Genomic DNA, 21534 nt, shown 5'->3' with positions numbered 1-21534 from the left:
GTTCAGTCCGTACCGGTCCGGTCGGCAACGTCGAGGTGGCCGATCGGGCGATACCGCCGCACAGTGCTGCCGACAAGGCCCGGAAACGCCTGCGCGACCTGGAACTTCGGTGACGAACCCACGAACCCCGTCTCGCCGAGTGCGTCGAGGTGCGCTGCCTCGCTCACCCACTCCGCGTAGTTCGCGACGCGCGTGCCGTCGGCGCTGAGGTGGAAGTGGGCCGAGATCCCGCCGGGGTGGGGACGGGAGTCGGCGAGGGCCTCGAAGATCGTGTCGACCCACGCCTTCAGCCGCGCTTCGTCGGGGCTGTCGAACGCCACGGAGACGAGCACGACGCAGCCCGCCGGTGGCGCATCGGGCCGCCGGGCGCTGCGGTAGAGGTGGAATTCGCTCCCGTCCGGTTCGGGTTCGCGCGCCCACTGTTCGTAGGTGAACCACCCTTCGTCGCCGGTGAACACCGTGTGACTCAATCGTCCTGCCGCTGGAGCCGGCGCGCTGAGCTCAGGCGAACCGTCGCCCTGGCGGATGCGCACGGCCGCGACGCCCGCGCGGCCCGGGTCGGGAAAGGTCATGGTTGCCTCCTGGTGAAGTTCCCGTCTGGGAGATCCCTGTCTTGGAGATCCCCGTCTTGGCGAACACTGTGGAACTTCAAGGCGTCTTGAAGTCAAGCCGCTCTTGACTCCGGGTAAACAGTCGCGTTTCCTTGATCCACGAGGAGGCGCGATGGGTGACGCACTCGAGAAAGCCATGGTCGGCATCGGGCTGATGGCTGGCAGCGCCAACGTGATCATGCAGCTCGGGCGGGCGCCGGTGGGGTACGGGGTGATGGAGAGCCGCGTCGAGAGCGGGAACCTGTTCCGGCACCCGGTCAAACGGGCGCGCACCACGGGGACCTACCTGGCGGTCGCGGCGTTCGGGACCGACGAGGAGCGTAAGGCCTACCGCAAGGCGGTCAACGGATCCCACCGTCAGGTGCGGTCCACGAAGGACAGTCCGGTCGCTTACAACGCCTTCGACCCCGAGCTGCAGCTGTGGGTCGCCGCGTGTCTGTACAAGGGGCTCGAGGATGTGCACGCGGCGTTCTTCGGTGGGGCCGCGCCCGAGGAGCTGTACGCCGACGCCGTGGTGCTCGGCACGACGCTGCAGGTGCGGCCGGAGATGTGGCCCGAGGACCGCGAGGCGTTCGCGAAGTACTGGGCCGACGGGCTCGACCGGGTGACCATCGACGACCGGACCCGCGCGTACCTCACCGACCTCGTCGACCTGCGGTTCCTGCCGCAGCCGTTCCCACTGGTGTTCGGGCGGTTCCACCGGTTCGTGACGACCGGGTTCCTGCCGGCGTGTTTCCGGGAGCACATGCGGTTGTCGTGGACCGAACACGATCAGCGAACATTCGAACGTCTCACGCGCGGGATCGGACACGTCGTGCGGCACCTCCCGCGCAGCGTGCAGCGGTTCCCGTACAACGCGTACCTGCGTGATCTCCGCAAGCGCCGCCGCGAGGGCCGTCCGCTCGTGTGAAGCGGTTGACCGACGCCCGCGCGGTGGGCGAAGGTAGGCCGATGAGCAGCGACGACGTACGCGATGGTGTCAAACTGACCAATCTCGACCAGCCGCTGTTCGCCGACGCCGGCGCGACCAAACGCGACCTGCTCGACTACCTCGACGGCGTCTCGCAGCGGCTCCTGCCGGTGCTGCACGACCGGCCGCTGTCGGTGGTGCGCGTGCTGCGCGGGCAGGACGCGTTCATGCAGAAGAACCTGCCGAAGTACACGCCCGAGTTCGTGCCGCGCGTGAAGCTGTGGGCCGAGAGTTCGAAGCGGGAAGTCTCCTACGCGTTGTGCAACGATCGCCCCACACTCCTGTGGTTCGGCAACCAACGCGCGATCGAATACCACCCCACGTTGACGCTTTTCGACCACACCCAGGGCCCGACCCACCTGATCATGGACCTCGACCCGCCCGAGGGCGCGCCGTTCGGCGTCGCCGTCGCGGGCGCGCGCCTGGTCCGCCAGGCACTCGCCGACGCGGGGCTGGCCGGTGCGCTGAAAACGAGCGGCTCCAAGGGTGTCCACGTCTTCGTGCCGCTCCAGCCCGGCCAGGCCCACGAGGACGTCGCCGCCGCGACCCGCGCGGTCGCGGCCCGCGCCGAGCGCCTCGACCCGGACCTCGCCACCACCGCGTTCATCCGCGAAGACCGCCACGGCAAGGTGTTCCTCGACTCCACCCGCGCCGGCGGCGCCACCGTGGTCGCCGCCTACAGCCCACGCGTGCGGCCCGGCCTCACCGTGTCGTTCCCGATCCCGTGGTCCGCGGCCGACGACGTGACCCCGCGCGACTTCACCGTCCACACGGCACTCGGCCTCCTCGGCGACACCGACCCGTGGGCGTCGGAAATGCCCGCACCGCAGGCACTTCCGGACGACCTCGTCGCCGAAGGCCACACCATCCCGATCGCCCGGGTCGCCGCGATGCACGAGGGCAAACGGCGAGCCAAGGCCCGGCGGGAAGCCGACAGCTAAGGCGGCTAAGACTGCGGAGGCAGAGCCAGCAAGTCCTCGTGCTCCACAACCGCCGACTCGAGCTCCCGCCGATATCCCGCCAACTCCAACGCCGGATTCTCCTCCTCGGCCGCGGAAACCCAGCCCGAGAACCACGTCTCCATCAACGCCGCGTCCTGAGCCCCGAGCCGCCACGGCGTCGCCACCCGCCGCACCGCGAACCCCCGCGCGGCGAACTCCGCCGCCGCGAACGCCACCGCGTCCGGCCCCAGCCGGCCTTCCCGGCGCTGGTGCGCGTTGAACGCCGCCCCCACCGCCTCGTCGCGCGGATCCGGCGGCGTCAGCGCGACCCGCCCGACCACCGACAACGTCAGCAACGCCGGCACCCGCGCCCCCGCACAAGCGTCGACCAGCCGCCGGATCTCCTCCGGCGTGAACAGGTCCAGCAACGCCGACGCGGTCACCAGCGAGGTTCCCGAAAGATCCGCCGCCGTCAGCCGTGTGACATCTCGAACCTCGCCTGTCGCATTCTCAACACCCGCGACCGCCAGCCGCACCAGTCCCGGATCCTGGTCGTGCAAGATCCACCGCTGCGGCCGCGGCAACCGGCCCGTGAGCCAGCGGCTCATGGAACCGGCGCCACAGCCCAGGTCGCGGACCACGACCGGCGTGGCCGGCTCGAGCGAGTCCACAAGGGACGCGGCGCGCGCGACGGAATCCGCGCCTTCCCGCAGCCGCAACCACTCCGGCGCGTAGCCGGAGGGATCCACCTCGGTCAAAGCGAACGCTCGTACCCGGCCGAAGCGACGTGCGACTCGTGCAGCGTCACCGAAATCCCCGACAGCCCGTGGGCACCTTCGCCGAGCTCCCCGGCGTGCACGGCGTCGGCCAGCCGGTCGGCGATCACCTTCGCCAGGAACTCCGTGGACGTGTTGATGCCCTCGAACGCCGGGTCGTCGTCGAGGTTGCGGTAGTTGAGGTCGGCCAGGACGGAGCCGAGCTTCTGAGTCGCGAGGCCGATGTCGACCACGATGTTGTCGGAGTCGAGGTCGGTGCGGCGGAACGTGGCGTCGACGACGAAAGTGGCGCCGTGCAGCTTCTGCGCCGGACCGAAGACCTCACCGCGGAAGCTGTGGGCGACCATGATGTGGTCGCGGACGGTGACGCTGAACAAGATTTTCTCCTTACGTACCCAGTGGATAAACGATCCGGTGCGCGAGCCCCGGCAGGTCCCCGCCGGCGAGGCGGGAGATGAGGTCCGGCAGGTCCGCGAACGCGGTCTCGCCGGTGACGAGCACGTCGAACGCCGGGTCGGCCAGCAGCCGCAGAGCCGTGGCCATGCGGTCACCGTAGGTGCGCCGCGCCGAACGGGCGGGGGAGACCGTGCCCACCTGGCTGCTGCGGATCGTGAGCCGGCGCGAGTGGAAGTTCTCGCCGAGCGGCACGCTCACGCGCCGGTCGCCGTACCAGCTCAGGTCCACCACCGTCGCCTCGCGGCCCAGCAGCTCCAGCGACCGCGCGAGCCCCGCGTCGGTCGCGCTGGCGTGCACCACGAGGTCGAGGTCGCCCTCGGCGTCCTCCGGCCGCACGTAGCGGATGCCGAACGCCGCCGCGACCTTCTCCCGGGCCGGGTCGGTGTCCACGAGCTGGACGTCCGCTCCCGGGAAGCGGGAGAGCAGCCCGGCGACGCTACTGCCGACCATCCCGGCCCCGACCACGGCGATCCGGTCGCCGACCAGGGGCGCGGCGTCCCACAGCGCGTTCACGGCCGTCTCCACGGTGCCCGCGAGGATGGCCCGCGCGGCCGGCACGTCGTCCGGCACCACCGTGACCGCCGAGGCCGGCACCACGAACTCGGTCTGGTGCGGGTACAGGCTGAACACCGTCCGCCCCACCAGCTCGGACGGCCCGGCCTCGACGCGCCCGACGTTGAGGTAGCCGTACTTCACCGGGAACGGGAAGTCGCCCTCCTGGAACGGCGCGCGCATCACCTCGCGCTGGCTCTCGGGCACGCCGCCGCGCAGCACCAGACTTTCCGTGCCGCGGCTCATGCCGGAAAACAGCGTCCTGACCAGCACTTCGTCCAGCCCCGGCGCCGGCACCTCCGCCGCCCGGATCTCGCCGGTTCCGGCGGATTTGAACCAGAAGGCCTGTCCCGTACGTGTCATGGTCGTCCTCCTCTGCCGCGAGATCGAGGCGATATGGCTGTCACCACCACTACACGATCACGTTCCACCGTGGGTTCACTCGTTCGGCAGCAGGCCGCGGGTGCCGGAGCCCAGGTGGCGCTGCTGGGCGTGCTCGCCCTGACCGTCGGCCTCGGCGCCGCCGGCTGGGCCGCGGGCCTGGCGTACGCCGTCGGCCTGTGGGCCCTGCTCGCGGGCGCCGCGCGCAAGGCCGGTGCCCGGTCCCTGGGCCCCGCCGACCACGTCACGCTCGCCCGCGCCATCCTCATCGGCGGCGTCACCGCGCTGGTCGCGAACCACCTGAACGGGGGAGCGCCGCTCGCCGTGCTCGTGCCGCTGGCTTCGGTCGCGCTGGCGCTCGACGCCGTCGACGGGCAGGTCGCGCGCCGCACCGGCACATCCTCGGCGCTCGGCGCTCGGTTCGACATGGAGTCCGACGCGTTCCTCATCCTGGTGCTCAGCGTGCTGGCCGCGGAGACGTTCGGCTACTGGGTCCTCGTCATCGGCCTGATGCGCTACGCGTTCGTCGCGGCGTCCTGGGCCCTGCCCTGGCTCAACGGCACACTGCCGCCCAGCCGGGCGCGCAAGGTCGTCGCCGCGCTGCAGGGCGTGCTGCTCGTGGCCGCGGCTTCGGGCCTGCTGCCGCACCTCGCCGGCCTGGCCGTCACGGTGGCCGCCCTGGCCACCCTCGTGTGGTCCTTCGGCCGCGACGTCCTGTGGCTGCACAGCGCCCACCGAGCCCACCGCACCGCCGCACTCCCGGAACCCCGCGCCGGCCACGCGACGTGCGTCGTCCGGCGCCGTTCGACCCTGCGTCGCCACCACCACCTGGCGACCCGCAACCCGTAGCCGGAAGAGACGGGGATCACGCGCCCGGGTTGCCCGGTTTTCCCTCGCCACGGGGTCTCGAGGGTAGCTGCGGACACCCTCGCGTCACCCTTCGGCTGACGCGAGCTTCGCCGCCATCCTCTCGGCGTCACCCGTGCGGCCGTGGGACTGGAACAGCTCGCGCGCCCGCGCCCACACCTCGCGCGCGGCGGCCGGGTTGCCGAGGGCGGCGTGGGTGTCGCCGAGGTTGGCGAGGATCACGGGCTCGTCGTAGGCGTCTTCGGTGTCGCGGGCGAGCGCGAGAGCGGCCGTGTAGTGGTCGAGCGCGTCTTCGTGTTCGCCCATCGCCGAGGCGATGTAGCCGAGGCTGTCGAGCGTCACGGTCTCCGCGCGGTGGTGCTCGTGCTTGCGGCACAGCGCGAGCGCCTGTTCGCAGTGTTCGCGGGCTTCGGCCAGGAAGCCGAGCTGCGCGGAGTACCAGCCGAGGGTGTTCAACGCGTCGGCCTGGCGCAGGCCGTTGCCGGTGGCGCGGTAGTGCTTCAGCGCGGCGGCGGTGTGGTGCAGGGCGCCGTCGAAGTCGCCGCTCTGGCCGAGCGCCCAGCCGAGCGCGCGGGACGCGTCGGCGGCGAGATCCGCGTGTCGCGCAAGGGAAAGTGCCTCACGCAGGTGCCGGAGGGCGTGGTCGTGGGACCCGGTGCGCGTGTAGGCCGTGCCGAGGTACATCGCCACGATCGCCTGCGGTTCCGGGTCGTCGAGGGCGTGGGCGGCGGCGTGGCCGGCCTGCCACGCCGTGAGGTCTTCGACGAGCTGGCCGTGAATCACGTGGTAGCCACTGATGCTCCACGCGAGCCGCCAGACGTCCTCGTGCGCGCCGCGCTGCACGGCGGAATCCAGCGCCGCGCGGAGGCTGTGCTGTTCGTCGTCGAACCAGCGCGTCGCGGCCCGGCGGTCGGCGAGCGGCGGCGCGGTCGCTTCCGGGAGGTCGATCGACTGGCGTTCCGGCCGCAGCAGGCGGTTCGCGACGCCGGCCGTGTGCAGCAGGAAGTCGGTGAAGCGCCGGAGTGCCTCGGCGCGTTCCGGCGGGGTGACGAGCTCGTCCGCGTACAGCCGTAGCAGGTCGTGCATCCGGTAGCGGCCGGGCAGGTGCTCCTGCAGCAGGTGCGCGTCGACGAGGCGGCGCAGCCCCGCCCGCGGCCGCTCCAGGCCGGCCAGCGCGCCCGCGCCCGCGAGGCTCACGTCCGGTCCCGGCACGGCGCCGAGCAGCCGGAACACGCGCTGGGCGCCCGCGTCGAGGGCGTCGTAAGACCACGAGAACACCGCCCGGACGTTCGTGGCCAGGTCGCCGGCGTCCAGCGCGTCGAGCCGAGCCGACGCGTCCTCGAGCTCGCGCGCCAGCACCTCCAAGCGGAACCGTGGGTTCGCCCCGGCCCGGCTCGCGACGACGCTGATCGCCAGCGGCAGACCGCCGCACCAGCGCACGAGGTCGGCGACGGCCGCGGGCTCCGCCGCCACGCGCCGGTCGCCGAGGTGGCGCGTGAGCAGCTCGCGCGCCTCACGTTCGGCCAGCTCGGCCAGGTCCAGCAGCTGCGCGCCACGGACGCCGAGGCCGCCGAGGCGGTGGCGGCTGGTGATCATCACGGTGCACGTCTCACTGCCCGGCAGCAGCGGTTCGACCTGCGCCGCGTCGCGCGCGTTGTCGAGCACCACGAGCAGGCGCCGGCCCGCGGCGAGGCTGCGGTACAGCGCGAAGCCGCCTTCGGGGTCGGCGGGCACGGCCGCGGGCGCGACGCCGAACGCGTCGAGGAAGTGGCGCACCACGGCTTCGGGCCGTAGCGGCGAACCGGCCGGATCGAAGCCGCGGAGGTTCACGTACAGCTGGCCGTCGGGAAACCGCGCGACGTTGCGGTGCGCCCACCGCAGCGCGAGCGACGTCTTGCCGATGCCGCCGGCGCCACCGATCGCCGAGATCGCGACCGTGCCCGAGCCGCCGGCCATCGCGGCGTCGAGTTCGGCCAGCTCGGCGTCGCGCCCGACGAACCACCGCGGCGGCGCGGGCAGCTGGCGTGGCACGGGCGTCTCGCGCGGCGGGCTGAGCTCCGGGTCGGTGGTGAGGATGCGCTGGTGCAGCTCGCGCAGCGCGGGACCGGGGTCGGCGCCGAACTCGTCGGCGAGCCGGCGGCGGATCCGGTCGTACTCCTCGAGCGCGCCCGCCTGCCGCCCGGCGCGGTAGCGCGCGAGCATGAGCTGGCCGGCGATCCGCTCGTCGAGCGGGAAGGCCGCGGCGCGCTGGGCCGCGTCGGCGAGCACGGCGTTGTGCTCACCCAGCCGCAGCGCGAGGTCCGTGCGGTCGAGCTGGGCGGACAGGCGTTCGGCGGCGAGCGTTTCGCGGGCGGCTTCGGCCCACGGGGTGTCGAGGCCGGCGAACGCGTCGTCGCGCCACAGGGCGAGGGCCTCGTCGAACAGCTCCGGCCGCCGTTGCGATCGAGCCTGCGCGACGAGCGCGCGGAACCGCTGCACGTCGACGCTCCCGGGCGGCGTGGTGAGCACATAACCGCTCGGGCCGTGCTTGATCTCGACGCCCTCCGCCGCCGCGAGCGTGCGGCGCAGCCGGGAGAGGTAGCTGGCGAGCAGCCGGTGCGCGCGGTACGGCGGCTCGTCCGCCCACACGCGCTCGACGATCCGCTCCGTGGACACGGGCCGGTTGGCGTCGGCGAGCAGCGCGGCCAGCACCCAGCGCTGCCGCGCGTGCCCGAGGTCGACGGGCTCGCCGGCGACGTGCGCCTCCACGGGGCCGAGCAAGCCGAACCGGACCAGGGTCATGGCCCATGCTTACCGCACCCGGGCGGGGGCGTGCGACCGGGAATCCCGCGTGACCTGCGAGTTCGCGATTCCCCAAAAAACTTCCGAACTCACGTGAACCGAACACGACCCCAGCCCCGTGTCACGGGCAAGAGCGGCTCCGGACGGTCCGGGAGCCCCGGTCGAACCCCCTTGGAGTTCCCCCATGTTCCGCAAGCACGCCCTGTTTTTCGCTGCCTTCGTGACGGCGGGCGCGGCCCTCCTGTCGGCCTGCGGCGGTCAGACGGACGGCACCCCGAGCGCGGCCCCGGCCGGTGCGGCGGTGAACGCCGGCGACGCCGGTGGCCTCGATCTGCTGAGTGGCACCGCCCGCAGCAACAACGCCGCTCGGGACACCGGCGACCTCGCCCCGGCCGGCGCGCCCGCGGACGTGCGCACCAAGTGGGTGTCGCTGCGCGCCGGCAAGGCGGGCAACCTGAACCCGGTCGTGATCAACGGCGCCGGGATGACGATCTACCGCTTCGACAACGACTCCCCGAAGCCGCCGAAGTCCACTTGCAACGGTGACTGCGAGAAGAAGTGGCCGCCGGTCAAGGTCACCAAGGGCACCAAGGTCTTCATCGCCGGCATCAAGAAGTCCGCGATCGGCGTCGTGAAGCGCGACGACGGCTCGCTGCAGCTGACGATCGGCAACTGGCCCGCCTACACGTTCTCCGGCGACAAGAACCCGGGCGACACCAACGGTGAAGGCGTCGGCGGCACCTGGTTCGGCATGAGCCCGACCGGTGGCAAGGTGCTCGACGGTTCGGGCTCCGGCACCGCTACCCCGCCGTCGGACAACCCGACCCCGTCGGGCGGCTCGAAGGCCGCCACCAGCACGATCCTGTTCGACGACGCGTTCTTCAGCGACAACGGTGCCTCGCAGGGCCTGTCCTTCGGTTCCGGTGACAACGCCTGCCAGAACCTCGCCCGCCCCGGTGTCACCTCGTCGCTGACCACCGACGGCACCCTCAAGCTGTGGACCGGCCCGAACTGCACCGGCAAGTCCACGGTCGTCGACAGCGACGTGAAGGACCTCTCCACGATCGGCTTCGACGACGCGATCCAGTCTGTCCACTTCGGCGCCTGATCTACTTCGAGCCGGTGCGGCCACTCGGTCGCGCCGGCTCTTTTTCCTTGGAGGAGCAATGATTTCGCGGTTCACGTGGGTGGCGACGCTGGTCGTGGGCGCCGTGCTGGTGGCCGGGTGCACCACGGCCGTCCAGGGCAGCGCGGGTGTCGACCGGCCCGACCCGGCCAAGGTCGCCGGCCTCGCCATCACCGACGGTCCCAGCGGACCGAAGGCCGGCGTCGCGGACACCGACCTGCCCGTGGCCAACACCGACGGCGGCGCGATCGACAAGCTCGCCGCCAACGCCGTCGCCGACGTCCAGCAGTACTGGACCGAGCAGCTGCCGGAGAGCTTCGGCAAGGACTACAAACCCGTCGGGCAGCTCATCTCCTACGACTCGCGCGGCCAGGGCCTGAACCTCTGCGGCTCCAGCACCGCCGGCCTCGTGAACGCGTTCTACTGCCCCTCCGGGGACCTCGTCGCGTGGGACCGCGGCGAGCTGTTGCCCATGCTGAACGACTCCTTCGGCCCGATGTCCGTGGTCGCCGTGCTGGCCCACGAGCTGGGCCACGCCGTGCAGACGCGGCTCGGCCTGAGCCCCAACACCCCGTCGATCGTGAAGGAACAGCAGGCCGACTGCTACGCCGGCACCTTCTTCCGCTGGGTAGCCGAGGGCAATTCGCCGCACTTCCAGGTGTCCACCGGCACGGGCCTCAACCAGATCATGGCCACGCTCTTCTTCATCCGCGACTCCGCCGGCTCCAGCTTCGACACCGCCGGCGCCCACGGCAGCGCGTTCGACCGCGTGTCCGCCTTCCAGTTCGGCTTCACCGACGGCCCGAAGCGCTGCGCCGCCATCGACAACGCCGAGGTCGTGAGCCGCACCAGCCAGCTGCCCTTCTCGTCGAAGGACCTCGACACGGGCGACGGCAAGGGAAACCTCGACGTCGTCGACCCGGCGAACCTGCAGGACCTGGAGTCGAGCCTGCGCGCCGCGTTCCCCAAGGGCGCCCCGAAGCTCACCTCCGACCCCGAGTCCTGCTCGGACGCTCGCGTGACCACGCCCGCCGCGTACTGCCCGTCGACCGACACCGTGTCGGTCGACCTGACCTCCCTGCGCCGCGTCGGCACCCCACCGTCGCGCGGCACCTCCGGCGGCTTCGGCGACTTCGCCGCGTTCGCCGAGGTGGCCTCCCGCTACGCGCTGTCGGTCGAAAAGGCCTACGGCCTGCGCCTGGACACGGCCTCCACGGGCCAGCTCACGGCCTGCCTGACGGGCATGTGGGCGGGCACGTTGACGCCGGACAAGAAGGCCACGCTGGAGCTTTCACCGGGTGACCTGGACGAAGCCATCGCCGAGCTGTTGTCGCCCAAGAGCGTCATCGCTTCCGACCCTTCCGGGGCGACGGTGCCTTCGGGTTTCGCCCGCGTGGAGGCTTTCCGCGACGGGTTCACGTCGCCGACTGTCGCGACGTGCACCAGCAAGTACGGCGCCTGAGTTCGGTTCCTGCGGCCCTCCCTCGCCGGTTCGGCGGGGTAGGGCCGTTTTCGTCGGTGGCACGAATCCCGCCAAACCCACGGATCACGCCGAAGTTCGTTGCCGGGCAATGATTTCCGCGCGTTCGCTGGTTCGACCATTCGGCAGCCCCGTTCGACGGCTGCCCACGTTGAACCAAGGAGTGCCATGGGCAAGACCGTCCTCGTCACCGGCGCGGGCTCCGGCTTCGGCGCGCTGATCGTGCGCGCGCTGGCCGACGCCGGCCACACCGTCCACGCGGGCATCCGCGACCTCGCCGGCCGCAACGCCCCCGCGGCCGCCGCGCTGGCGACCTACGCGTCCTCCCGCGAAGTGGCGCTGCACGCGGTGGAACTCGACGTCCGTTCGCAGGATTCGGTGGACACCGCCGTCGCCTCGATCACCGAGCCGCTGGACGTCGTCGTCCACAACGCCGCGTACCTCGCCCTGGGCCCGGCCGAGGCGTTCACCCCGGCCGACATCGCGGACGTCATGGACACCAACGTCTCCGGCCCCCAACGCGTCAACCGCGCGGTGCTGCCGCGCTTCCGCGAGCGTCGCCACGGCCTGGTGGTGTGGATCGGCTCCTCCAGCACCAAGGGCGGCACCCCGCCGTACCTCGCACCGTACTTCGCGGCCAAAGCGGCGATGGACGCCTTCGCCGTGTCGTACGCCGCCGAGCTCGCGCGCTTCGACATCGAGACCACGATCGTCGTCCCCGGCGTCTTCGCCCAGGGCACCTCGCTGTTCGCCAACGGCCACGCGGCCTCCGACACCGCCCGCGCCGCCGCGTACGACGCCGCCTACCCAGGCCTCCTCGACCACGTCGCCGCGCGGCTCTCCGACCTGGCCCCACCGGACATCGACGCCGGCGCCGTCGCCACCGCCGTCACCGACCTCGTCGCCCTGCCCCACGGCACCCGCCCCTTCCGCGTCCACATCGACCCGGTCGACGACGGCTCCGAAGCAGTCAGCACCGTCGCCGACGAGGCCCGCACGCAGTTCCTGACCCGCCTGGGCCTTTCCGACCTCCTCCACCCGCACGCGTGGTAAGGACGATCATGGACTTCTCACTGGAACGTCCGATACAACGCCGGGTGGGGGCCATCGGCGTGGGGGCGCAGTGGTGGAAGACGCTGCCCTTGTCGCGGAACGGGGTGGCGACGGGGATGCCCGCGATCACGCAGCGGCTTCCGAGCCGCTGATTCGCCCGGTACGCACCGGCGCCACAGCGAACTTCTCGATCATGAACCGCCAGAACAGCGGCACGGCCTCCGAACTCGGCCGGTAGATCCGATCGTCGTACCCGGTGTACGAGCGGTGCTCGATGAACACCCCGCCGGCACCGACGAACCCCGACGACGGCGACCGCACCACGACGACCTCGACCGGGAGCCGGTCGGGCACCGGGCGCGGCGTGACGATCAGGTCGTGCATCGAGGTCAGCCCGGCCAGGCGGGAGGCGCCGTCGCATTCGAGAACGCTGTCGACGATGTCCGCCATGTGCGCGAACTCCGGGTGCCGGTCCCCCATCTCGCGAAACCTCACGGCGATCTCCGGCCACGGGACCTCGCGGAAGGGGTAGGGGAAGGCTCGCGAGTCGATGAGCATGCGGCCATCATGCCGACCCGGCTGCTCCGCCGTCGATCGAAAATCTGGCCCGCACCGACAACACGATCGGCAGCGGCTCCCCACCCTCACTGAACCGTTCGAGCCCGAACCCCGCGTCCACCAACGCGTTGAGCAGCTCCGGCAACGGCCAGTGCGCCGCGCCCACCTTGTCCCGGATCCCTTGGTCCGTCCAGGAATCCTTCGTCCAGCGGCGCTCGCGGTAGCCCGCCCGGATCACCGCCGCGGCCGGGTCGCTTCGGTCCGCGAAGCTGCCGCAGAAACACGGGTGCACCCCGACGTGCACGAATACCCCACCCGGCCGCAGCACCCGCGCCACCTCGTGCAGCACGGCCGGGTACGCCGGCATGTCGGTGTGCACCATGACAGCGACGACCGCGTCCACGCTGCTGTCCCGCATCGGCAACCGCTGCGCGTCCGCGCGGGCGACGGGCATCCGCTCGCGCCCGTACCGCAGCATCCCGGCCGACAAGTCGACCCCGACGGGTGTCCACCCGAGCTCGCGCAGCACGCCCGCGTGAACCCCTGTGCCGCACCCGACCTCGAGGCACGCGCCCGAGCCTTCCCCGAGCAGCTCCCGCAGTGCGGCCGAGATCCCGAGCGGATCCGACTGCTGCGCGCCCAGGAACTGTCCCTCGTACCAGTCCGCGATCTCGTCGTACGCCGTCCTCACCCGCACCAGTGGACCGCTCGCGCCGCCGCGCCCGCCACCGTTTCCGCTCGAAGCGAATTACGATCTTGACCGAGCGCGAGCAACGAGGAGGTCTCCGTGCCCATCCCGACCCGCATCGCTGTCGTCGCCTTGGCCGCAGCGGTCCTCGCGACCAGCTGCTCCGCGAACACCCCGGCCCCACTCACGGTCTGCACCACCGGCGACTACCAGCCCCTCACCTACCGCGACCCCGCGACCGGCCGCTACTCCGGCATCGACATCGACATGGCCCGCGGCCTCGCCACCCACCTCGGCCGCGCGGTCACCTTCGTCCCCACGACGTGGTCGACGTTGATGCACGATCTCCCGAAGTGCGACATCGCCATGGGCGGCATCTCCGTCACCCCGGCCCGAGAGCAGCAGGCCGACTTCACCGCGCCCTACCTCGCCAACGGCAAAACGCCCCTCACCACCACCGCCCGCGCCGCGGATTTCCAGACCGTCGCCCAGATCAACACCCGCGGCACCCGCGTCCTCGAAGACACCGGCGGCACCAACATCGCCTTCGCGAAGCAGCACCTGCCCAACGCCACCCTCATCGTCTCCCAGGACAACACGCATTGCTTCGCCCAGCTCCTCACCGGCCACGCCGACGTGATGATCACCGACGCCATCGAGGCCGAATACCAGGCCCGCAAGAACCCCGGCCTCGTCGCCGTGCACCCCGCCCAGCCCTTCACGTCGGACCACAAGGCCTACCTGCTCCCGAAGGACAGCCCCCTTACCGCGCGGGTGAATGAGTGGCTCAAAGCCGCGCTGCACGATGGGACCTTCGACCGGTTCTACCGGCAAGCGTTCAGCTGAGAAATCCTCGGGAGTCCGAGTAAGAGCGTGTCTCGTTTGGATCTTCTGGCGGGTCTGCGATGATCTTGTGCTGTGATCGACTCGCTGTCGCAACGGTTGGTGCCCGATGAGTTGTGGGCGCTGGTGGAACCGCTGATCCCGCCGGCAAGGGAGCGTCCGCAGGGTGGTGGGCGTGCGCGGACGGATCCGCGGGCGGTGTTCACGGCGGTCGTGTTCGTGTTGACCAGTGGTTGTGCGTGGCGGCACCTGCCGCCGTCGTTCGGAGTGTCGGTGCCCACGGCGCACCGGACGTTCACCGAGTGGACCGAGGCGGGACTGTGGCGGCAGTTGCACCGGGCGGTTTTGGACGAACTGGACGGCCGGGGACTGATCGACTGGTCACGCGCGGTCCTGGACGGGGCATCCGTCAGGGCAAAAGGGGGCGGACTGACCGGCCCCAGTCCGGTCGACCGCGGCAAACCCGGCTCGAAGATCCACGTGCTGTCCGACCGGGCCGGCCTGCCCCTCACCGTCGGAATCTCCGCGGCCAACACCCACGACAGCCACGCACTCAAGCCCCTGATCAACGCGCTGCCGGCCATCCGCTCCCGCCGGGGACCCCGGCACCGGAAACCGGCCAAGCTCCACGCCGACAAGGCCTACGACATCCCCGCCCTGCGCGACTGGCTCCACCAGCGCCGGATCCTCCCGCGCATCGCCCGCAAAGGCATCGAATCCCGGGACACACTCGGCAAACACCGGTGGGTCATCGAACGGGCCATCGCCTGGCTGTTCGGCTACCGCCGACTCACCATCCGCTACGAACGCAAAGCCGGCCACTACCTCGCCTTCCTCACCCTCGCCGCCAGCATCACCTGCTACAAGAAACTCACCAAATGAGACAAGCTCTAATACTGCAACGACACTTCGTGATGGCCGCGTCGTCGGTAGTGGCTAGTACGTGCTCGGGCTTGGCTGGAGCGTCGCCATCGTGACCAGTGCATCGCATGCTGGATTGTGTGGCGGATCGGTGCGGTGACGCGGTTGAGCAGTTTGCGGATTTCGTTGGACGTGAGCGGTATCAGACCGGGTGCGGATCCCCTTTTTTCGCGGCGTCTCGGGTGATGACGAGGAATGCCGCCGCCGCCATGGAGAGGGTGATGTGCCGATACCATGCTTGGTATCGGCGGACCTGGTAGTGGTCGAGCCCTGTTTCGTTCTTCGCGGTTTGAAAACTTTCTTCGATTGCCCAGCGGGTTCCGGCGACGCGCACCAGTTCTTGGAGGTCGGTTGCGGCGGGGCCGAAGCAAATGTAGTAGGCGATCTCGGTGGGGTCGCTGACTGAGCGGCGGGCCAGCAGCCAGTGGCCGACCTCTGGTCGGCGCAGGGGGCGGATGTCGACGGCGGCCCAATCGTAGATCCGTTGCCCGTGGGCGCCATCGCCGCAGGACAGACGTTGCCAGGTGGCCGGGTCGACGTCCGCGATGACGGCGTGGACACGCCGCTGCCGCAGATCCATGGAAATCACCATCTGGGACTTGGGCACTGCGAGCACATGCGCGATGTCGTGTTCTTCCAGCCAGAGCCGTAGCCGCCCGACCTGCCCATAGGCTTCATCGGCGGTGAACCATGCAAACGGGATTCTCGCGGCGAGCGCGCGTTCCACCATCAGTTGTGCCAGTTCGGGCTTGGTCGCGAATCCGACGTCGTCGGGAATACCGGCTGCAGCGCACCTTCCCCGATCCGCGATCCACTCTTTCGGCAGGTACAACTCGCGATCGATCAAAGCCCGCCCCCGATCCGAGGCGTACGCCAAGAACACGCCGATCTGCGAATTCTCGATCCGCCCAGCCGTGCCCGAATACTGGCGCGCCACGCCGGCGGATTTCGTGCCCTTCTTCACGAATCCGGTCTCGTCGGCGATCAACACGCCACGTTCGGCGTCCCCGAGCACGTCGACCACCGCAGTGCGCACATCATCACGCATGCCCTCGGCGTCCCAGGCGTAGAAGTTCAGCAGCCGCTGCATGCCCTGCGGACCCGTCTCACCGGCCATCTCTGCCAGGGTCCAGCCGTTCTTGCGCTCGGCTTCCGCCAGCAGCCCCCGCAGGTAGGAAACCATTTGCCGCCGCGGCTCCACCCGCGAAAACCGCTCCGCGAACCGCCCCGCGAACGCAGCGAAACGCGCCGACCAGTCCGTCACCATCTCCAGCACACAAGATCAACTACACGACCGTCGAACCCGAGCCTAACCGACACGCCGGTAGATTCATAACGAAGTGTCGTTGCAGTACTAAGTGGCCGGTTGACGAAGGGTTGTTCCGGGCGTCGCCCGGAAACCCTCCTCGGTCAGGAGTCCTTCTCGCCAAACGTGAACCGGGACTGAAGGATCGGCCCCGGAATCGACGGATCCGGCCCCCGGCCGTAGCGCCTGCTGAAGACATCCACCGGCGACGTCGTGACGGTCCACCCGGACGAACGAAGAGCACCAGGTGTATCCGGCCGGGGATCCGGATCGAACAGGCTCCCCAAGTGCGACCCGGTTTCCGAGGTGCTGGTGTCGAAGAGTGTGTGGTCGCGGAGGGAGTCCTGGCCGGGGAGGGTTTCCAGGCCGACGCGGCTGCCGGGGGCCGACAGGGTGTTGAGGGTGGTGATGAGGGTGGTCTCGACCGGGGCGGGGAGGTAGAGGAGGAGGCCTTCGGCGATCCACGTCGTGGGGACGGCGGGGTCGAAGCCCGCGGCCAGGAGGACCGAGGGCCAGTCGTCCGCGAGGTCGGCCGTGAGGAGGTGGTGGGGCACAGGCGAAAGAGCGCCCAAGGAGTCCAGGACTTTGGTCTTGAAGGCGAGGACGTCGGGGCGGTCGATCTCGTAGCAGGTCGCCGACGGGGGCAGGGGCAGGCGCAGCGCGCGGGTGTCCAGGCCGGCGCCGAGGATGACGAGTTGCGGGGTGTGCGGGGCGGAGTCGACCAGGAAGTCGTCGAAGGTGCGGGCGCGGACGGCGAAGAAGCGGCCCAGGTGGCCCCAGAAGGGGTCGGCGTCGCCGAGCGGGACGTCGGAGATGCGGGTGGGCAGGGCGACGGGGGAGCTGGCCGAGCGGACGAAGTGCTCGGCGTACTCGTCGCGCAGCAGGCTGTGCGGGTGGTGGGTTTCGATGGCGCGCGCGGCCGCGACCATGAGGGCGGTGGAGCTGACGCCCGCCGCGAGATCTGAGTCCGACACCTGCTGAACACCTTTCGGCCGGGAAGTCGGCGCTCACGGTACCGGCAAGCCCGCCCGAACCGGATACCTCCATCGGGGTGATCAAGTTCCGCGTCCTGCCTGGCCGGACAGGAAAAAACTCAGCGGCCGCCGATGGTGGCGGCGGCGTCGGGGACCTGCTTGCCCGCGAAGGCGGGGCGGGCGCCGTACGGGTCGGCGTCTGTCCACAGTGTCGTGGGGACTTCCTTGCGCACCACGGGGATCACCTCGGCGGCGAAGCGCTCCAGCATTTCGAGCTGCTGCTCGTGCGGCAGCATCGTGGGCAGGCTGAACGACTGGAGGTCGTGGCCGAAAGCGGCGTGGAAGTACAGGATCTTGTCGATGATCTGCTGCGGGCTGCCCACCAGCACGGGACCTTCGGCGATGGCGTGGTCGATGTCGCGGAACACCATCTCGTTGCCCGGCGTGTGGTTGCCCGGCTTGTTGAAGAACTCGACCATCTTCTCGTACACCGGGCCGAAGTGCTCGCGAGCGTCCTGTGTGGAATCCGCCAGATACAGGAAACCCGCGCCGGCGCCGACGAAGGCGTAGCGGGGGTCGTGGCCGTGACGGTCGTACTCGGCGCGGTAGTGGTCGATGAGGACCTTGTAGTTGTCGCGCGGCTGGATGGCGTTGGCGCTGAACAGCGGGTCGCCCCACTTCCCGGCGAGTTCGGCGGACGTCAGCGTGGTCGCGGAGCCGTGCCAGACGCGGGGTGCGCCGGCGTACGGGCGCGGCAGGGTGGTGACCCCGTCGAGCGCGCCGCGGAACTTTCCTTCCCACGTCACGTTTTCCTCGCGCCACAGGCGACGCAGCAGCTCGTACTTCTCCGCCAGCTGGTCCCACTGCTGGCCGGGCTCGACGCCGAACATCGGCAGCTGCCGGGCCTCGTTGCCCTTGCCGATCACGATCTCGACGCGGTCGCGGGAGAGCTGGTCGATCGTCGCGAAGTCCTCGGCGATGCGCACCGGATCCGAAATGGACAGCACGGTGACGCCGGTCTGGATCCGGACCCGGCTCGTGGTCGCGGCGATCGCGCCGAGCAGCACGGTCACGCCGGCCGAGAGGAACGGGCCCGCGTGCCGCTCGCCGAGCGCCACCGCGTCGAAGCCGACCTGCTCGGCGCGCTGCGCGGTGTTCAACGCCTGCGCATACCGGTCGGACGTGCTGACGATCCGGCCCGTGACCGGGTTCTGCAGGTGCGGCAGGATGTCGAGGAGCTGGAATCGCACGGACGTCTCCAAGCGCTGGCAGTTGAACGTTCAGTCAAACGCTACGCCGCCGGACTTGAACCTTCAAGCAATCTCAAAACCGCGCCGGACGCGGTCCAGCAGCCCGTCGAGCGTGTCCAGATCGGCCTCGGAAAACGCGGCGAACGCGGTGCGCAGGTTGCGCGCGTGCACGGTCGCGGCCTGGTCAAGCACCTTGCGCCCGGCGTCGGTGATGGCCGCGTAGGCCACCCGACGGTCGGTCGGGCACGGGCGGCGCTCGACGTAGCCGGCCGCCTCGATGCGGTCGATCAGCCGCGTGATGCCGCCTGTGGTGAGCGCCACTTCATTCGCGAGCGCGCTCATCGTCAGCTGCCCGCCCTCCGAGCGGGCGAGCCGGATCAGCACCTCGAACCACGTGTGCTGCAGCCCGGTCTCGGCCTGCATGGCGGGCCCGAGCCGGCGCTCCAGCTGGCTGCTGGCCTCGACCAGCCTGCCGAACGTCGTGATCAAGCGGTCGTCGATCGGGTCCATGCCCCCAGTGTACGCGGAAAAGGTTGACGCGTCAGCTATTGCATCGGAAGGCATCTTGTGGTTACCGTGTCAGTATCTGAACTGTCAGATATTGAAGGAGCAGATAATCATGCGGATCGCCATCATCGGAGCCGGCAACGTCGGCTCGGCTCTCAGCAAGGCCGCCGTCGACGCCGGGCACGCGGTGACCCTGACCGCGACCAGCCCCGAGAAGGCAGCCGAGGTCGCCGCCGAGACGGGCGCGCGGGCCGCGGCGAGCAACCTCGAGGCGGTGGCCGACGCCGACGTCGTGGTGCTGGCCGTGCCGGGCACCGCCGTCGGCGCCGTCGCCCAGGAGATCGCGCCCGCCGTGCGCGGCAAGGTCGTGGTCGACGCCACCAACCCGCTCAACGCGACCTTCACCGATCTCGACATCGAAGAGACCGCCGCCGTGCAGACGCTGCAGCGCCTGGTCGCCGACGCCGCCGTGGTCAAGGCCTTCAACACCATCTTCGCCGGCCGCCTCGGCACCCCCACCGAGAGCGGCCACCGGCTCGACGCCTTCTACGCCGGCGACGACACCGACGCCAAGAAGGTGGTCGCGGAGCTGCTCACCTCGCTCGGTTTCCGCCCGATCGACGCCGGTGGCCTGCGCATGGCCCGCGCGCTGGAGGAGATGGCGTTCCTCAACATCGCCCTCAACGCCGGCAACAACTGGCCCTGGCAGTCCGGCTGGGCGCTGCTCGGCCCGACCGTCTGAACGCCGGCATTCCGATGAACGAGCCGGTCGTCGAGACCCGGGGTGACGAGGGACCGCTGGTCGTGCTGCTGCACGGCCGCGGCTCGCGCGAGACCGAGATCATCGGGCTCGCCGACGCGTTGCCGAGCGGATTCCGTTACGCAGCAGTGCGAGCGCCGATCGCGGAAGGCGGCGGCTTCGCCTGGTTCGCCAACCGCGGCATCGGCCGTCCGACGCCGGAGTCGCTGCGCACCACCATGGACTGGTTCCGCACCTGGCTCGACCGGCAACGCGGGCCCGTGCTGCTGATCGGGTTCAGCGGCGGGGCCGCGTTCGCCGGCGGCCTGATCCTGGCCGATCCGGACCGGTTCGCCGGCGCCGCGATCCTCTACGGGACCTTGCCGTTCGACGCGGGCGTGCCGACCGATCCGGCGCGCCTGGCGGGGCTGCCCGTGTTCCTCGCGCACGGGGAGCACGACCAGGTCATCCCGCGTGACCTGCAGGACCGCACCTGGCGCTACCTCATCGCCGAGTCCGGAGCGCCCACCATCGCGCGGCGCGACCCGGTGGGCCACGGCATCGCACCCGACGCGCTGGCCTCCCTCGGCGGCTGGCTCGCCGAGCGCGCGGACTTCCTCAGGCGGCGCCGGGTGCCCGGACCCCAGCCGGCACGGTGGGCCGCACTCGAAACGCTCCCGCTGCGCGCGGGAAAGCGGCCGGACGTCAGCGTCACCATTCCCCAGCAGCAGCTCACCGGCAACGCCCCGGCCGAGCTGCAGGAAAAGCTGTTCGCCCGCGTCGCCGCGCTGCCCGGGGTGCACAGCACGCAGTCGGCCATCTCCGTGCCGGGCGCGCGCGGGTTCATGGTCGCGGACGGGCAGGCGGGGCCGGCCGACGCGTTCCTCGTGCCGCGGGCCGGCGAGTTCGCTCACCTGCACCCGCGCACCGACGGTTCCCTGCACGTCGCCCTGCCGGTTTCCCTTGCCGCGCAAGCGATCGAACGCGGCTGGGCCGTCGCGCATCCGCTCGCCGGGATCCGGCTCACGCCGGGCATGGTCCTCGTCTACGGGCCTCGCGACGAGGCCGAACTCGACGTCGTCACCGCCATCGTCTCCACCAGCCACGCCTGGGCGACCGGGCGCGAACTCCCCCTGCCAGCCGAAAGAGAGTAGTCATGGATCGCCGTACCGCACTCAAAGGCGGCGCCGCCGCCGCGTTCGGTGCCTTCGCCCTCACCGCCGTCGCCAGTGGGAACGTTGCCGAGGCCGCCGGGCAGCCGCTGCTGCCGGACCCGGCCGCGCACCCCGTGCCCAACCCGCCGTACCCGCGCAACCTCACGCACGACGAGCGCAAGCACCTGGAGACGTTCGACGAGCTCGACTTCGACGTGTTCTCCCACGCCGACTGGGAGCGCCTCGGCGAGAGCCACGCGCGCAACATCCGCGTGCACTGGCCCGACGGGCACTACACCGACGGCATCGACCAGCACATCGCCGACCTCGCCGCGATGTTCGTCTGGGCGCCCGACACGCGCATCCACTCGCATCCCTTGCGCGTGGCCAAAAACGAGCTCACCGCCGTCACCGGCGTGATGCAGGGCACCTTCACCCGCCCGATGCCCGACGGCAAGGGCGGCTTCATCAAGCCGACCGGCCGCAAGTACGCGATCAACATGGCCACCGTCGGCATCTGGAACCGCCGCGGCACCATGGACGAGGAATTCCTGTTCTGGGACAACCAGACCTTCAACCAGCAGCTCGGCCTGGCCTGAT

General features: G+C 70.7%; 22 protein-coding genes. 11 read left to right on the top strand and 11 right to left on the bottom strand.

Features of this window, described 5'->3' with window-relative positions:
• Nucleotides 1-2 precede the first annotated feature (2 nt).
• Complete coding sequence (locus tag ACQPXB_RS44600; protein WP_432848004.1) at nucleotides 3-572, bottom strand: antibiotic biosynthesis monooxygenase; 570 nt, start codon at nucleotides 570-572, stop codon at nucleotides 3-5.
• Nucleotides 573-723: 151 nt separating this feature from the next.
• On the opposite strand from ACQPXB_RS44600, the gene ACQPXB_RS44595 reads away from it, so the two are divergent.
• Complete coding sequence (locus tag ACQPXB_RS44595; RefSeq protein ID WP_432848002.1) at nucleotides 724-1521, top strand: oxygenase MpaB family protein; 798 nt, start codon at nucleotides 724-726, stop codon at nucleotides 1519-1521.
• A gap of 41 nt (nucleotides 1522-1562) precedes the next feature.
• Entirely contained in the window at nucleotides 1563-2522 is a 960-nt protein-coding gene (locus ACQPXB_RS44590) for a DNA polymerase domain-containing protein (RefSeq protein ID WP_432848000.1), read from the top strand.
• A gap of 5 nt (nucleotides 2523-2527) precedes the next feature.
• Here the strand turns inward: ACQPXB_RS44590 and ACQPXB_RS44585 are convergent, their stop codons facing one another.
• The 3 genes from ACQPXB_RS44585 to ACQPXB_RS44575 are packed head-to-tail and all read right to left on the bottom strand — an operon-like array spanning nucleotide 2528 to nucleotide 4669.
• Entirely contained in the window at nucleotides 2528-3271 is a 744-nt protein-coding gene (locus tag ACQPXB_RS44585) for an SAM-dependent methyltransferase (protein WP_432857074.1), read from the bottom strand.
• Between the two features lie 5 nt (nucleotides 3272-3276).
• Nucleotides 3277-3675 (bottom strand): 6-pyruvoyl trahydropterin synthase family protein, encoded by a 399-nt coding sequence (locus tag ACQPXB_RS44580; protein ID WP_366584310.1) that lies wholly within the window; start codon nucleotides 3673-3675, stop codon nucleotides 3277-3279.
• 10 nt (nucleotides 3676-3685) lie between these two features.
• Complete coding sequence (locus ACQPXB_RS44575; RefSeq protein WP_432847997.1) at nucleotides 3686-4669, bottom strand: zinc-dependent alcohol dehydrogenase; 984 nt, start codon at nucleotides 4667-4669, stop codon at nucleotides 3686-3688.
• 69 nt (nucleotides 4670-4738) lie between these two features.
• Here ACQPXB_RS44575 and ACQPXB_RS44570 point away from each other — a divergent pair, with 69 nt between their 5' ends.
• Nucleotides 4739-5536 (top strand): CDP-alcohol phosphatidyltransferase family protein, encoded by a 798-nt coding sequence (locus tag ACQPXB_RS44570; RefSeq protein WP_432847995.1) that lies wholly within the window; start codon nucleotides 4739-4741, stop codon nucleotides 5534-5536.
• A gap of 84 nt (nucleotides 5537-5620) precedes the next feature.
• On the opposite strand, the gene ACQPXB_RS44565 is transcribed toward ACQPXB_RS44570, so the two are convergent.
• Nucleotides 5621-8335 carry a BTAD domain-containing putative transcriptional regulator gene (locus ACQPXB_RS44565; protein ID WP_432847993.1) on the bottom strand — a complete coding sequence of 905 codons (2715 nt, stop codon included), beginning with the start codon at nucleotides 8333-8335 and terminating at the stop codon, nucleotides 5621-5623.
• Nucleotides 8336-8519: 184 nt separating this feature from the next.
• Here ACQPXB_RS44565 and ACQPXB_RS44560 point away from each other — a divergent pair, with 184 nt between their 5' ends.
• The 3 genes from ACQPXB_RS44560 to ACQPXB_RS44550 all read left to right on the top strand — a co-directional run bounded on the left by ACQPXB_RS44560 (nucleotide 8520) and on the right by ACQPXB_RS44550 (nucleotide 11994).
• The gene (locus tag ACQPXB_RS44560) at nucleotides 8520-9443 is read left to right on the top strand and encodes a hypothetical protein (protein WP_366584314.1); all 924 of its coding nucleotides are present in this window, start codon (nucleotides 8520-8522) and stop codon (nucleotides 9441-9443) included.
• A gap of 58 nt (nucleotides 9444-9501) precedes the next feature.
• On the top strand, nucleotides 9502-10923 hold the full coding sequence (locus tag ACQPXB_RS44555; protein WP_386951061.1) for a neutral zinc metallopeptidase: 1422 nt from the start codon (nucleotides 9502-9504) through the stop codon (nucleotides 10921-10923).
• Nucleotides 10924-11109: 186 nt separating this feature from the next.
• Complete coding sequence (locus ACQPXB_RS44550) at nucleotides 11110-11994, top strand: SDR family NAD(P)-dependent oxidoreductase (protein ID WP_432847991.1); 885 nt, start codon at nucleotides 11110-11112, stop codon at nucleotides 11992-11994.
• A 126-nt stretch (nucleotides 11995-12120) separates the two neighbouring features.
• On the opposite strand, the gene ACQPXB_RS44545 is transcribed toward ACQPXB_RS44550, so the two are convergent.
• Complete coding sequence (locus tag ACQPXB_RS44545) at nucleotides 12121-12552, bottom strand: hypothetical protein (protein WP_432847989.1); 432 nt, start codon at nucleotides 12550-12552, stop codon at nucleotides 12121-12123.
• A gap of 7 nt (nucleotides 12553-12559) precedes the next feature.
• Nucleotides 12560-13243, bottom strand: a complete 684-nt coding sequence (locus tag ACQPXB_RS44540; protein WP_432847987.1) for a class I SAM-dependent methyltransferase — start codon at nucleotides 13241-13243, stop codon at nucleotides 12560-12562.
• Nucleotides 13244-13339: 96 nt separating this feature from the next.
• Between ACQPXB_RS44540 and ACQPXB_RS44535 the strand changes: the two genes are divergently transcribed.
• On the top strand, nucleotides 13340-14086 hold the full coding sequence (locus ACQPXB_RS44535) for a transporter substrate-binding domain-containing protein (RefSeq protein WP_432847985.1): 747 nt from the start codon (nucleotides 13340-13342) through the stop codon (nucleotides 14084-14086).
• A gap of 72 nt (nucleotides 14087-14158) precedes the next feature.
• Entirely contained in the window at nucleotides 14159-14965 is an 807-nt protein-coding gene (locus tag ACQPXB_RS44530; protein ID WP_432847983.1) for an IS5 family transposase, read from the top strand.
• Between the two features lie 181 nt (nucleotides 14966-15146).
• Here the strand turns inward: ACQPXB_RS44530 and ACQPXB_RS44525 are convergent, their stop codons facing one another.
• The 4 genes from ACQPXB_RS44525 to ACQPXB_RS44510 all read right to left on the bottom strand — a co-directional run bounded on the left by ACQPXB_RS44525 (nucleotide 15147) and on the right by ACQPXB_RS44510 (nucleotide 19044).
• Complete coding sequence (locus ACQPXB_RS44525; protein WP_432856633.1) at nucleotides 15147-16271, bottom strand: IS701 family transposase; 1125 nt, start codon at nucleotides 16269-16271, stop codon at nucleotides 15147-15149.
• A 143-nt stretch (nucleotides 16272-16414) separates the two neighbouring features.
• Nucleotides 16415-17284, bottom strand: coding sequence for an SAM-dependent methyltransferase (locus tag ACQPXB_RS44520; RefSeq protein ID WP_432847981.1), 870 nt, complete (start codon nucleotides 17282-17284; stop codon nucleotides 16415-16417).
• Nucleotides 17285-17403: 119 nt separating this feature from the next.
• On the bottom strand, nucleotides 17404-18534 hold the full coding sequence (locus ACQPXB_RS44515) for an LLM class flavin-dependent oxidoreductase (protein ID WP_432847979.1): 1131 nt from the start codon (nucleotides 18532-18534) through the stop codon (nucleotides 17404-17406).
• Nucleotides 18535-18597: 63 nt separating this feature from the next.
• A complete protein-coding gene (locus tag ACQPXB_RS44510; protein WP_366584322.1) occupies nucleotides 18598-19044 on the bottom strand; it encodes a MarR family winged helix-turn-helix transcriptional regulator in 447 nt (148 codons plus the stop codon).
• A 109-nt stretch (nucleotides 19045-19153) separates the two neighbouring features.
• Here ACQPXB_RS44510 and ACQPXB_RS44505 point away from each other — a divergent pair, with 109 nt between their 5' ends.
• Genes ACQPXB_RS44505 through ACQPXB_RS44495 form a run of 3 tightly spaced genes read left to right on the top strand, consistent with a single transcriptional unit; the run spans nucleotide 19154 to nucleotide 21533 of the window.
• Entirely contained in the window at nucleotides 19154-19783 is a 630-nt protein-coding gene (locus ACQPXB_RS44505; RefSeq protein ID WP_366584323.1) for an NADPH-dependent F420 reductase, read from the top strand.
• A 14-nt stretch (nucleotides 19784-19797) separates the two neighbouring features.
• Entirely contained in the window at nucleotides 19798-20934 is a 1137-nt protein-coding gene (locus tag ACQPXB_RS44500; protein WP_386951079.1) for a luciferase family protein, read from the top strand.
• Nucleotides 20935-20936: 2 nt separating this feature from the next.
• On the top strand, nucleotides 20937-21533 hold the full coding sequence (locus ACQPXB_RS44495; protein ID WP_432847976.1) for an ester cyclase: 597 nt from the start codon (nucleotides 20937-20939) through the stop codon (nucleotides 21531-21533).
• Nucleotide 21534 lies beyond the last annotated feature (1 nt).

It is taken from the genome of Amycolatopsis sp. CA-161197 (assembly GCF_050942255.1).
Classification (GTDB): Bacteria; Actinomycetota; Actinomycetes; order Mycobacteriales; family Pseudonocardiaceae; genus Amycolatopsis.
This window is presented reverse-complemented; position numbering and strand designations above follow the sequence as displayed.